The 13,514-nt window shown below is 38.3% G+C and carries 11 protein-coding genes and 1 other RNA gene; all 12 read left to right on the top strand.

What is annotated here, in order from left to right; all coding sequences use genetic code 11:
- The first annotated feature begins 140 nt into the window (after nucleotides 1-140).
- The 12 genes from ACMGGO_RS14960 to ACMGGO_RS14905 all read left to right on the top strand — a co-directional run bounded on the left by ACMGGO_RS14960 (nucleotide 141) and on the right by ACMGGO_RS14905 (nucleotide 13,513).
- Entirely contained in the window at nucleotides 141-1,388 is a 1,248-nt protein-coding gene (locus ACMGGO_RS14960) for a ribonuclease H-like domain-containing protein (RefSeq protein ID WP_420282003.1), read from the top strand.
- Nucleotides 1,389-1,509: 121 nt separating this feature from the next.
- Entirely contained in the window at nucleotides 1,510-1,806 is a 297-nt protein-coding gene (gene gpsB / locus ACMGGO_RS14955; RefSeq protein ID WP_004269307.1) for a cell division regulator GpsB, read from the top strand.
- A 60-nt stretch (nucleotides 1,807-1,866) separates the two neighbouring features.
- An RNA gene (gene rnpB / locus ACMGGO_RS14950) (RNase P RNA component class B) lies at nucleotides 1,867-2,247 on the top strand.
- Nucleotides 2,248-2,730: 483 nt separating this feature from the next.
- The gene (locus ACMGGO_RS14945; RefSeq protein ID WP_054550770.1) at nucleotides 2,731-4,476 is read left to right on the top strand and encodes a GGDEF domain-containing phosphodiesterase; all 1,746 of its coding nucleotides are present in this window, start codon (nucleotides 2,731-2,733) and stop codon (nucleotides 4,474-4,476) included.
- Nucleotides 4,477-4,479: 3 nt separating this feature from the next.
- Complete coding sequence (locus tag ACMGGO_RS14940) at nucleotides 4,480-5,616, top strand: THUMP domain-containing class I SAM-dependent RNA methyltransferase (protein WP_048389991.1); 1,137 nt, start codon at nucleotides 4,480-4,482, stop codon at nucleotides 5,614-5,616.
- Between the two features lie 85 nt (nucleotides 5,617-5,701).
- The gene (locus ACMGGO_RS14935; protein WP_066037672.1) at nucleotides 5,702-7,609 is read left to right on the top strand and encodes an ATP-dependent DNA helicase; all 1,908 of its coding nucleotides are present in this window, start codon (nucleotides 5,702-5,704) and stop codon (nucleotides 7,607-7,609) included.
- A 226-nt stretch (nucleotides 7,610-7,835) separates the two neighbouring features.
- Nucleotides 7,836-9,296: a sensor histidine kinase gene (locus tag ACMGGO_RS14930; RefSeq protein WP_026023345.1), complete on the top strand. Its 1,461-nt coding sequence runs from the start codon at nucleotides 7,836-7,838 to the stop codon at nucleotides 9,294-9,296.
- A complete protein-coding gene (locus ACMGGO_RS14925; RefSeq protein WP_004269312.1) occupies nucleotides 9,289-9,867 on the top strand; it encodes an ANTAR domain-containing response regulator in 579 nt (192 codons plus the stop codon). The genes ACMGGO_RS14930 and ACMGGO_RS14925 overlap by 8 nt, the downstream gene beginning before the upstream one ends.
- 83 nt (nucleotides 9,868-9,950) lie before the next feature.
- A complete protein-coding gene (gene eutH, locus ACMGGO_RS14920) occupies nucleotides 9,951-11,195 on the top strand; it encodes an ethanolamine utilization protein EutH (RefSeq protein WP_054550774.1) in 1,245 nt (414 codons plus the stop codon).
- Nucleotides 11,196-11,221: 26 nt separating this feature from the next.
- Nucleotides 11,222-11,563 (top strand): ethanolamine utilization microcompartment protein EutS, encoded by a 342-nt coding sequence (gene eutS / locus ACMGGO_RS14915; RefSeq protein ID WP_004269314.1) that lies wholly within the window; start codon nucleotides 11,222-11,224, stop codon nucleotides 11,561-11,563.
- A 10-nt stretch (nucleotides 11,564-11,573) separates the two neighbouring features.
- Entirely contained in the window at nucleotides 11,574-12,074 is a 501-nt protein-coding gene (locus ACMGGO_RS14910; protein ID WP_048389997.1) for a EutP/PduV family microcompartment system protein, read from the top strand.
- A 17-nt stretch (nucleotides 12,075-12,091) separates the two neighbouring features.
- Nucleotides 12,092-13,513 (top strand): ethanolamine ammonia-lyase reactivating factor EutA, encoded by a 1,422-nt coding sequence (locus ACMGGO_RS14905; RefSeq protein WP_281216700.1) that lies wholly within the window; start codon nucleotides 12,092-12,094, stop codon nucleotides 13,511-13,513.
- Nucleotide 13,514: the final 1 nt, after the last annotated feature.

Genomic DNA, 13,514 nt, shown 5'->3' with positions numbered 1-13,514 from the left:
ACGCCAATATGTTCTTTCACCCTCTTGTTTGTATTCATGGTAAATCGATTTCATCGAAGAATATTTTGAATGAGGTTAACAATCATGTTACTCTTGCAAGAGAGATGTCTTATACAATAAGCAGAAAATGAGTGAAATTCATGTCTTACGAAAATAAAATATTACAAATGAAAAAAATGCTGGGAAAAAAACCGATGTCCGCTAAAAAGGTTGAAGAACCAGCGTTCCAAAAGCCTGCTAGGCCAAGCTATACAGAGCAATGGAAACAGGCGGGACTAACGGTTGTTGAAAATGATTTCGGCATCGTATTTAAGCGTCAAGTAAGCTATCCGTTTAGCTATCAGCATGGACATTATCAACTGCAATCATTCTTTGAAGCCCTGAAAAAATGGCAAGATGCTGAGTTTGATCATCCTTATGCGTTAGATATGGAAGAGTCCGTCTTATTTTTTGACACGGAAACAACAGGTTTAAAGGGTGTTGGGACCCATATTTTTTTGCTTGGATTTTTAGAAGTAGCTGAAGAATCCTTTATCCTCACACAATATATTATGGCAGATCCTGCACATGAAGCAGCCTTCTTATTTGAATCCAAGCTTTGGCAAAAGTCAGCTACTGTGATTACCTATAATGGGAAAAGCTTTGATTGGCCACAGCTTGAAACACGATGGACATTGCATCAAAAAACCTTACCAAAATTACGCTCTCAGCGACAGATCGATTTGTTGCATAGTTCGAAGCGTTTATGGAAAAATGATATGGAGCGCTTAAAATTAAAATCTGTCGAGGAAGAAAAGCTTGGTTTTTCGCGTAAAGAGGATATTCCAGGCCATCTCGCACCTATTATTTATTTGGATGCAGTAAAAAGTGGCATTCCAGATGCTCTTATAAAGGTTTTGCATCATAATGAGTGGGATTTACTATCACTTATCACACTGTATAGTCATTCTACGTATTTATTGTTCGAGCAGGACTATGAAGAATCAGCAAAAACTTTCACCAACATTGGGAAATGGTATGGTGATTTAAGAGAAAGCACACAAAGTGTGAAGATTTTAGAAAAGGTGACATCAAAATTTGATGCGCTAGAAGCGGGCAATGCTCAATATTATTTAGCTTTACAGCACAAGAAGAATAAACGCTATAGTGAAGCTATTGACTCATTCGTGGCATCCCTTCATTTTGTTGAAGCAAGAACAAAGTTACATGCCCTTGAGCAGCTAGCCATACTTTATGAGCACCAAATGAAGGATTATGAGCAGGCCCTTTATTATACGCAAGAAGGCATACGTCTCATTCGGAATAATGGGCAATGGAGAGCAGAACAAAAACAAAAATGGGAAATTTCTTGGGAAAAGAGACTACACAGATTAGGAAATAAGAAATAAATTCGTGGGTAAGCGCGTGAAACGACAAGTTTAGCCTTACAATTAGTATTTTCAGACGATATAATGTGATGAAGTATGCTATAATGTATTCGTGTATGTAGTGTGAGGAAGGGCGATGTGAATGGACATTAAATTAACGTCAAAAATGATCCTTGAAAAGGAATTTAAAAAGAACTTTAAAGGCTACAATGTAGAAGAAGTAGATTCTTTTCTTGATGAAATTATTCAAGACTATGAAACGTTTGAAAAAGTGGTGGCCCAACTACGTGAAGAAAATAGACAGTTAAAAGAAGAAATTGAAAGCACACCTAAGAGACAACCGGTTGCTTCAGCGGCAGCTGGTACAACGAATTTTGATATTTTAAAACGTCTTTCTAATTTAGAAAAACATGTATTTGGTAGCAAGCTGTACGAATAAATTTAGTCAATTATATTGTATTTAACATAAAACTCTAGTATAATCTTTCGTATCATCACGAAATTCTGGTAATCGCTGCGGCGCTAGACGTCGTAGAGGAAAGTCCATGCTCGCACGGTTCTGAGATGACCGTAGTGTTCGTGCTTACTGAAAAAATAAGGTAAGGCAGCTATTAAGGCTGACGGCGGAAGGAAAACCTAAGTCCTCTGGATATGGTTGACACTTCCTGAAAGTGCCACAGTGACGAAGCTTGCTTGGAAACTTGCAAGGTGGAACGAGGTAAACCCCACGAGTGAGAAACCCAAATTATGGTAGGGGCACTCTCTAGAAGGAATTGAACGGATAGAGGGACAGAGTTTGCTCTGTAGATAGATGATTACCACCTGATCGTACGAGGCGCAAGCTGTTTGAGTACTCGGGAACAAAACATGGCTTATGGAATTTTTTGATGCTTATCTACGAAATAACAAGCGCTCTCCAATTCGGTGGAGAGCTTTTATTTTGAATTCATGAGGAAAAAGTAACCTTGTTAATCAAGTCTTGGTATGCGCTATACGTTTGAGAAGTATCGCTACCGCTTCTAAGTCACAACATCTGAAAACGGTTATAGCATCAATGTGATGTATTGATCTTGACTGCTCACATACTTGTATTGTAAGCAAACGCCAGGTATAACAACCACCTCTATAAATGGTTTATCAGTTTAGGTGTATGGTTACCTGTTTATCAAGAGAATGCCTTCGGCGATTGTCATAGATTTACTTGAGGCGCTTTTCGAGCAAATTCGAAAAATCTGGACGCATTCATTGCACGAAAGAGAAGCGTCAGTGACAATTACACCGAGCGTAATAGATTACATAGTGGTTGGCCTGACGTAAATGCCCTTCTGAGAGGGAGTATAGAGAGATAGGATGGAGCGGAAACATGAACGGAGTAAACAATTGGGAAAGTACGGATAAACTGAAACTGATATCTAAATATCCGACTTCCTTAATACTTAAAATCTTCGAAAATGTATCTGAAGGTATCATGATTACTGATGAATACAAAAAAATAGTAATGGTTAATCCTGCCTTTGAATTTGTGACAGGCTATACATGTGATGATGTGGTTGGAAAAACGCCAGCCGTTTTACAATCTGGTGTACATGAATTGCCGTTCTATTTAGAGATGTGGGAGCAGATACGACAAGAAGGCATTTGGCAAGGTGAGATATGGAATCGTCGTAAAACTGGAGACGTATATCCTGAATGGTTAACAATTGTTTGTGTAACCAACGATGAGGGTGAGGTTACAAATTACTGTGGTATTTTCACAGATTTGTCTGAAAGAAAAATAGTAGAAAATGAATTAGAAAAGCGTTTGCTCACGGATTCATTAACAGATGTATCCAATCGTTTTGCCTATATCGAAAGAATGGATAATCTCTTGGAATCGACTTCTGCTATTTCTCATTCAGTGCAGCATGCGATCTATTTCTTAGATTTGGATCGATTTAAGCAAATTAATGATACATTAGGCCATGCTGTTGGAGATTCAATTTTAATAGAAGTAGCAAATCGACTAAAAAAATTACTGAAAAATAAAGATATTATTGCAAGATATGGCGGAGATGAATTCGTCATTACATTAACCAATGTGAAAAATGTGAAAGAGGCTGCAAAATTTGCTGAACAAATTATTAGTAGTATTGAACAGCCAATGATGATAAATGATCAGGAAGTTTTTATTTCTACAAGTATTGGTATTAGCGTTTATCCAGTTGATAGTAAAAACACAGAAGAACTGATCAATTGTGCAGATAGAGCGATGACTTATTCAAAAAAGAATGAATTAAACGGCTATTCCTTCTATTTTGATGAACTGCAAACCGACGCACAACGAGTGCTATTGCTAGATTCTGAGTTAAGAAGAGCAATAGAAAACCGTGAATTTGAGCTACATTTTCAGCCAAAGATTTCTATGGAAAATGAGCAGATTCAAGGTTTAGAAGCACTAGTCCGCTGGAATAGCGAGAGGCTAGGCTTTGTTTCGCCTGCTGAGTTTATCACTTATGCGGAGGATACAGGTCTAATCATTCCATTAAGTGAGCTTATTATCGAAAAAGCATGTGAGGCAGTCATTCAAATGCAACAATATGGTTGGAAAACACCTGTCGCCATTAATATCTCGAGCATTCACTTTAAACAGCAGAATTTTTTGGAGTCGATACAAACAATATTAGAGCGCTATAATATGCCAGCTAACAATTTTGAAATAGAAGTGACAGAGCGAACGGTGATGAACAGTGCCAATGAGACAGTTAGTAAATTGGTTCGTTTAAAACAATTAGGCTTTAAAATCTCAATCGATGATTTTGGGACTGGCTATTCATCCTTAAGCTATTTGGTTCGCTTCCCATTAGATTGTTTAAAAATTGATCGTAGCTTTATCCAGCATATTGGATCACTCGATGAAAAACAGGCAGTTGTAGATGCGATTATTCAAATGTCCCATCGCTTAAAAATGAAAGTTGTTGCTGAAGGTGTAGAACAAGCACAACAAGTGGATATACTACGTAAAATGAACTGTGATATTATCCAAGGCTATTATTACAGCAAACCACTCCCGTTAAACGAATTGATGGAGTTTATGGAGTATTGGGAAATTGAGCATCAAGGAAGGAAATAATCTATGGCAAACTATCAATTAGTAGCTACGTCAGCAATGGGCTTAGAAGCTATTGTGGCACAAGAAGTAAAAGCACTTGGCTATGAAACAACCGTTGACAATGGCAAAGTATATTTTGAAGGCGATGAAACGGCGATTGCACGTACCAATCTATGGCTACGTGTAGCGGATCGTGTAAAGATTGTTGTTGGGCAATTCCCAGCAAAATCGTTCGAACAATTATTTGAAAGTGTAAAGGCACTCCCTTGGGAGAAGTATTTACCAGTGGACGCTGCTTTTCCTGTTTCAGGAAAGTCCGTAAAATCGAAATTATTTAGTGTACCTGATTGTCAAGCCATTACCAAAAAAGCAATCGTTGAGCGAATGAAACAGCATTATAAGCGACTTGGCTTTTTAGATGAATCTGGAGCGACTTACAAAATTGAGGTTTCAATTTTGAAAGATGTGGCGACACTAACGATTGATACATCTGGTGCTGGCCTACATAAGCGTGGCTATCGTCAGGCTCAAGGTGAGGCACCATTAAAAGAAACATTAGCAGCTGCACTTGTACAAATTTCAAAATGGAATCCAAATCGCCCGTTTGTTGACCCATTCTGTGGCTCTGGTACTATTGCATTGGAAGCGGCGATGTTTGGACAAAATATAGCTCCAGGCTATAACCGAGAATTTATTTCTGAGGAATGGCCATGGATGAAAGCTGCAATCTGGGATACGGTTCGTGATGAAGCAGATAGTTTAGCGAACTATGATCAGCCTTTAGAAATTATTGGTTCCGATATTGATCACCGTATGGTCAGCATTGCGCAAGAAAACGCAATGGAAGCAGGCTTTGGAGAGTTAATCACGTTTAAGCAAATGCAAGCACGTGATTTTACAACACAGTTAACGGATGGTGTCATGATTGGGAACCCGCCGTACGGAGAGCGTATTGGTGATGTGGAAGTCGTGGAACAGGTGATTCGCGATGTTGGGAAGGTCATGAAAAACTATCCAACTTGGTCTGTATATATGCTATCCTCCATGAAGAATTTTGAAGAATTATATGGACGCCAAGCGACGAAAAAACGTAAATTATTTAATGGTTTTATTGAAACAAATTATTATCAGTTCTGGGGTCAAAAGTCTAAAAGAGATTAACGAATAGTAACGGAAGATAAGATTTTTTCTTATCTTCCGTTTCGTCGCGTATAATAGCACCAGATAGTTAGAGGGGGAACATTAATTGCGTAAATCTTTACCATTTGCATTATCAAAGGACCGTTCATTTTTCGATTCATTAGGTGACTGGATGGGCGATGTTCTTTATGATGAATTACCAGAAAAGGGCTTTGAATGCCGTGATGAGCAAATCTTTATGGCTTATCAAATAGAACAAGCACTAAAAGAAAAAAATGTTCTCTTTGCAGAGGCAGGAGTGGGAACTGGCAAAACGATCGCTTATTTGCTTCCAGCTATTTCCTACGCACGTTACACAGGGAAACCTGCGTTGATTGCTTGTGCAGATGAAACATTAATCGACCAACTTGTAAAAGAGGGGGGCGATATTTATAAACTCCAAAAAACGTTAGGACTTGATATTGATGTTCGACTAGCAAAATCGAGAGATCAGTATTTATGCTTAAAACGCTTTGAGGAAGCAGAGAAAGTGGAGTCGGATGAATGGATTGATGATATTTCCTTTTCTATCCCTGATGGTGTTTATGCACAAGGTTCGATGATTGCTGTTCATCCATATGGGGAACGCAGTGATTATCCAACAGTCAGTGATGAGGATTGGCAAAAGGTTAATTACAATTCGATTATGCAATGTTCGGTTTGTGACCTTCGTAATCGCTGTGGGCAAACATTGCATCGCTCTCATTATCGAAAATCAACCGATCTTGTTATTTGTTCACAAGATTTTCTAATGGAGCATTTAGCTACAAAGGAATCTCGTGAGCGTGAAGGTCAGTTAGCATTACTGCCTGAGGTATCAATGATGGTGCTGGATGAAGGACATTTATTGGAGTATGCTGCGCAAAAAGCGATGACCTATAAAGTACAGGCGACGACTATCGTGCAATTACTGGAGCGCTTAATGGTAGATGGTGTACGCGAGCGCACACTGTATGCAATGGAGAAATTACAGGATGATCATGAACTATTTTTTGATCAGCTTCGTGATGATATCGTTGCTTCTAATGAAGATCGCAAACGCATAAACAAATCAAAAACATTGCTTGCTTATGGGAAGCAATTAATAGATGATGTAGAAACATTGATGGAAGAATTCGTTTTTGAATCAGAAATGTACATGATTCCTGAATATGAGCTAAATATGGCGGAAGAATATTTAGAACAATATGAGGCTTCGTTGCGTATTTTCATCGCACAGGGAGATGCAGTAGATTGGTTAGAGGAAACAGATGGTGAAGAAACGCTCGTCATTATGCCTCGTTTAATCACAGAAGTTTTAGCAGAAAAATTATTCTCTAAAAAGCTTCCAATCGTCTTTTCTTCTGCCACTCTATCGGTCAATAAAGACTTTTCTTATATTGCCTATAGTTTAGGAATTCGAGATTACCAATCATTTTCTGTACCATCCCCATTCGACTATGAAGAGGTTATGAAAATCTATTTACATGAGCTTACACAACGAGACAAAACAGCGCGTGTTCAGCAGTTGCTGCGTGATGATGAGCAAACGTTGATTCTGTTTAAATCGAAGCAAGCCATGCTAAACTTCAAGGCAGAATTACCGCTAATGGAACGTATGTATGTAGCATTTGAGGGAGATCGAGAGCTATCAGCCATTGTTCGAGACTTCCAGCAAGGAACAGTTAAAACATTATGTTCATATCATTTATGGGAGGGGTTAGATTTGCCTGAGGAAGCATTAACACGTGTGATTATTTATGATTTACCATTTCCTCCACAGGACCCATTATTTGATGCGAAACGTACATTTGCCGAAAACCCATTTGAGGAAGTGGAATTACCTTTCATGCAATTACGCTTGCAGCAAGGGATGGGGCGCTTAATTCGTACATCGAATGACCATGGTGATATTCACATTTTATTAAATGAAGATGAACAAAAGCAGCGCGCAGCCTTTGAAAATATAGTAGCAGTTGTACCAGAAATAAAATAGAAAGAAGCGAGTTTACCCAAACGGTAAGCTCGTTTTTTGTTATATCGAAATAACATTATGTGTGTAGTTAAATTATGGATCTTTAAAAAACTGTTGAATATTTCTCTTTTAAGCTATATAGTTCTTTGTAATGCAACGAAATCTTGTGAAAGAATATATTTTTTATATTGAAAATAATTTCACAAAAGGTTTATAATAATGACAAAGATTTTTAAGAATAGTCAAATTGCTTGCTGACTATTCCTTGATAGGGGGCTTAAACCTGTCGAACATTCAATCATTGTGTAGAAAATATACAAATCTATCGGCAACGGATATTGACAAGTTAATAGAAATAGAGGCTACGCTAACGTATTATGCTGAGTTGACTGATTGTTACATGTTCATAGATTGCCTGTTGGAGAATTTACCACATGCAATTGTTGTGGCAGAGGCATTCCCGAAGAAAGAGATTGGTTTATACGAAAAATCAGTTATCGGAAAATTCGTATTTGAAAGTTTTGAACCAGCCGTATTTGCTGCGTTTAAACATAAAGAAAAATCATCCATTTCCAGAGCAATTACGCAGGAAGGCATAACGGTGGAGCAAAATGTCATTCCCATTTTTAATGAGCAGCAGCAAGTAATTGCTGTGTTGATTCAGGAAAAAATGGTGAAGATGCAAACGACACCGAAGGATGATTTTCAAAATATGCCGTTTGCATTAATTGAGCATATTGTCGAACCTAATTCTCAACCAATTCCAGTTGTTTCTGATTTACTCGTAGAGTCGATTATTCTCACAAATCACGAAAATAAAGTGATTTATAGTAATCCAGCAGGCTATCATTTTATTTCGGAGCTATCTGGATTAGAAAATTTTGACAATATAGCGTTGGATAAAATCTTACCTTTTTTACAGGAGGTCTATGATAAAGGCGACGATGTCTTTTTCCTAGAAATTACGATTGATCGTAAGTCCTTTATTGTGAAGAAGATTCCTATTCGCAGTCATAACGAGAAAGTCACGCTACTCATTATTCATGATCTAACAGAGCTTAAGCTGAAAGAAAATGAGCTAATGATGAAAACATTTGCGATACGAGAAATTCACCACCGCGTGAAAAACAATCTTCAGACAGTGACAAGTCTATTACGTTTACAAATGCGAAATGATCTGTCTGCTTCAAATGCAAGTGCGTTTCAAGAGGCATTAAATCGAATCTATAGTATTTCATCGGTGTATGAGCTGATTTTAGAAAATGAAGATAACGCTGAAGAAAGAGTAGACGTTATCGCATTAGCTAAAAAAATTGGTCATAAAATGATTGGTACGTCTAATACAGCAACTATTCAACTAGCCTTTCATCATGAAAATTTGCAGCTGTTCTGCCATTCAAAAAAGGCAGTCTCTTTAGCACTCATTATTTGTGAGCTACTGCAAAATGCATTAAAGTATGCGTTTATCGGACGTGATGAAGGAGTTATCGATATTCAATTCATTCAGGAAGATTCTACAATTTCGCTTCATATTTCTGACAACGGCGTTGGAATGCAAGAGGTGAAGGCATCTTTTGGTATGGAGATTATCACAAGGCTTGTAGAATATGATTTAGCTGGCTCATTTTCAATTATCCCTAGTAATGAAGGTACACATACTCAAATTCAGTTCCCTGTAAGTGAGGAGGTATTTATCGTAAATGACTAGGAAAGTTATGATTGTCGAAGATGAATCACTGATTGCGATTGATTTGAAGTTTATGTTAGAAGATAACGGCTACGAAGTTGTAGCTCAAGCGAACAATGGGGAAACAGCCATTGAATTAGCCTTTTTACATAAACCACAGTTAATCTTAATGGACATTAAAATGCCTAAACTTGACGGTTTAAAGGCAAGTAAAATTATTGAACAACAGCTTGGTATACCCGTTCTTTTCATCTCGGCCTATAGTGAAAAAGAATTGTTGCTATACATGAAGCAGGATAATATATTAGGATATGTAATGAAACCGTTTTCTGAAAAAAATGTGTTGCCTGTGCTTGAGGTTGCTTTTCATCAAATTGATAAATTCAACCGTCTCAATGGGGAGATCTTACATAAGCAAACACAATTAGATAAGCGAAAAGTCATTGAACGAGCGAAGGGCTTGCTGATGCAGGCTGAAAATATAAGCGAGGACGAGGCTTACCGTAAGATTCGCAATGAAAGCATGCAAACACAACAGGAAATGGTGCATATTGCACAGCAAATTATTAACAACTTACAAGTCAATAGTTGAAGCAAAGGCGCTTTAAAGAGATTTCTTCTTTAAAGTGCCTTTTTTTATATAAATTTATAAATAAAAAAGGGGTGATGAGTAAGATGGCAATGATAGGAACGGTTATCGTTTATATTATTATGATTTGTGCTGTTTTAGGGGCAATCGGAGCTATCCGAGATGCTGAGTATGGAATTGGGAAAGAATTTATGAATGGGATCCATACGGTTGGTCATATTTTTGTCCCAGCAGCAGGGATCATGGCAGCTATACCTTACTTAACATGGTTTATTAGTCATTTTATTAGTCCGATTTTTGAGTTAATTGGTGCAGATCCTGCGATTGCAGCGACTACGATTTTAGCCTCGGACATGGGTGGTTATCAATTAGCCAATGCATTAAAGGAGTCTTATGAGGGATGGGTAATGGCTCTTGTTGTTGGTTTTATGTCAGGTGCTACTATCGTATTCTCAATTCCAATGGGCCTTGCGATGTTGGATAAGCGTGATCATAAATACATGGCGCTAGGAATTATGGCTGGCGTTTTAACAATTCCGATTGGTGCATTTATTTCTTCGATCATGATTGTGCTATTCAACACAGAAGTACGTGAAGTCATTAGTACAACAGAGGCTCCTACATATGTATTTGCCATTTCTGTTTTACAAATATTAATTAACTTACTACCTTTATTCATTTTCGTTATCTTAATCGCACTAGGCTTAAAGCTTATTCCAAACGGCATGATTACTGGCTTCATGGTATTCGGTCGTGTAATGGATGCGGGAATTAAATTGGTGTTAGTGTTCTCTATTGTTGAGATTTTTACAGGTATTTTTACAAAGATTTTTGGCGCGTGGGGCTTCGATCCAATCATGGCTGATGAAATCGATCAGTTCCGAGCATTAGAAACAGCCGGTTATATCGGGATTATGCTAGCGGGTGCCTTCCCAATGGTGTATCTAATTCGAAAGTATGCTTCCAAGCCACTTGAAGCAGCTGGTAAAAAATTAGGCTTATCCTCTGTAGGAAGTGCTGGGATTTTAGCAACGATTGCGAATATTTTAGCGATGTTTACACTAATTCGCCATATGCCACCAAAAGACAAAGTAATTAACATTGCATTTGGTGTATGTTCCGCCTTTTTATTAGGTGATCACTTATCATTCACGGCGAACTTCCAGCCAACCATTATTTTACCTGTTATTGCAGGGAAGTTTTTAGCGGGAGTTATTGCGATAATTTTAGCCTATAAGCTTTCAGTACCAACTGCATTAAGGTTGGAAATTGAAGATCGTAAGGCTGGCATTATCAAAGAAGGCGAATATTTAACAGATCAACAATCTTAATTGATTAAAAAGTGAGGTGATGACGTGTGAGTGAAGAGAAAAAACGATTTATTCAGGAGTTTGTGCCGGGTAAACAGCTAACATTGAGTCACCTTATTGCCAATCCTGATCCAGAAATGTTTCAAAAGCTAGGTATTCAAGAAGCAGGTGCCCTTGGCATTATGACTTGTACGCCAAGTGAAACGGTAATTATTGCAGGAGACTTAGCAACAAAGGCTGCCAATGTCAAACTAGGATTTTTAGATCGTTTTACAGGTAGTCTCGTTATTGTTGGTAGTGTGTCAGAGGTAGAAATGGCGATGTTAGAAATCAATCGTTTTTTATCCGAGGTATTAGGTTATACACCATCAAAAATAACAAAATCATAGGATGTGTCATATGAAAAATCGAGTAATGATAATAGGCGGTGTGCAAGCAGGAAAGTCAACATTGATGAATACATTGTTGGGCAAAGAAAGCAGTGCCAACAAAACACAAGCACTCGTTTATGATGACTGGATTGTTGATACACCAGGTGAATATGTTGAAAATCCAATGTATTACAGAAATATTATGGCAACATCTTTGGAAGTAACCCATGTGATTTACTTGCAGGATGCCACATCAGCAAGGAGTGTATTCCCTCCGCAATTCAGCTTAGGGATTCCCAAAATACAAATAGGGGTTATTACCAAGATTGATGCCCCTGATGCAGATGTAGAAAGGGCTACCGCCTTATTAAAAAATGTTATGACGCAGGGCCCTATCGTGAAAACCTCTTCATGGCAAAAGCTTGGCATTGAATTGATTGAACCATTGATTCAACTCAAGACAAATGAAGAAATTCAACAATTTGTTAAGGAAAGCGATAGTCCGTATCTCATGTATTGCTCACAGTAGCGAGAGGGAGGTGTAGGGTGAAAACTGAAAAAATATTTAGTGCAGGCATTGATATTGGGACAAGTACCACAAAAATGGTTGTCAGTAGTTTTCTGTTAAAGAATGTGGCTGGCGTAACACATGTGCCAAGGATTGAAATTATTGAGAAAACGGTGTTGCATCAAAGTCCAATTATTAGAACCCCTTTTATCAATAAAGACATCATTGATATGAAAAAGATAGAGGAATTTATTTCTCAACAGTATCAATTGGCACAAATTGCTCCATCTGATATTGCAACAGGGGCCATCATCATTACTGGTGAATCAGCCACGAAGGAAAATGCAAGTGAGGTTGTCCATACCATTGCAGATGGCGCAGGTCATTTTTTAGTTGCTACCGCAGGTCCTGATTTAGAGGGCATCATTGCTGCCAAAGGGGCAGGTACTTTACAGCAATCAAAGAATTCATCCAAAGTCATCGCCAATATCGATATTGGTGGAGGGACAGCGAATATTGCTGTTATGCAATTTGGAGAGGTCATTGGTACATGTACCTTACATGTTGGTGGTAGATTGATTGAGTTTAAGGATGGCAAGATTCAATCAATTTCTCCGCCACTCATGCGATTGATGGAACGATGGACTAATCCGTTAGCGGTCGGTGATGCGGCCGAAGATATTCGAGTGACACATTGTATTGAAGAAATGGTGCAAACACTTGCCATGATTCTTCATGGGCAAGGCAGAGATGAAAAGCATCCATTATTACTAGGGCATTTACCAAACTGGCATAAACCTGTGGATGCCATCGTTTTTACGGGTGGTGTGGCCTCTTGTATTTATGAAAATGAATGTACCCAGCGTCAATATGATGATATTGGTGAAAAATTAGCGAAAATGCTACTTCAGCATGAACAGCTACAATCATTTTTATGGTTACGACCAGAGGAAACAGCACGTGCAACAGTGACTGGTGCTGGTACACAAACCACTGAAATCAGTGGGGCAACCATTCAGGTGGATGCCCAAGTATTACCACTAAAAAATGTACCTGTCTTCAATTGTCATATAGATTCTTCAACAGATTTTAACTCGACGGTGAAGACAGCAGTAGAGAGAGCAAATGATTTATTTTCTATACAGGACAATCGTTCGCCATTTGCCCTCTATTTTAGTGAATTGCCATATTTAAGCTTTCAGGATGTACATGCATTGTGTCAGGCCATTTTGTTACATTTGGCGACAAGATGCTCTAAGGACATACCAATTATCATAGTCATTCAATCAGATTATGCAAAGATTATTGGACAGACCATACAAGCCATAAATGCGACAGTACCAATTATTTGCATCGATCAAATTAAAGTGGAAACGGGCGATTACATCGACATTGGAGAGGTTCTGCCATCTGGCGTCGTTCCTGTTGTGGTGAAGACCCTTGCCTTCCATTCAAAGTAAG

The sequence above is a fragment of the Lysinibacillus sp. BNK-21 genome, from assembly GCF_048684915.1.
GTDB lineage: Bacteria > Bacillota > Bacilli > Bacillales_A > Planococcaceae > Lysinibacillus > Lysinibacillus capsici.
The sequence above is the reverse complement of the archived record's forward strand: the minus strand, read 5'-3'. Positions and strand labels throughout refer to the sequence as shown.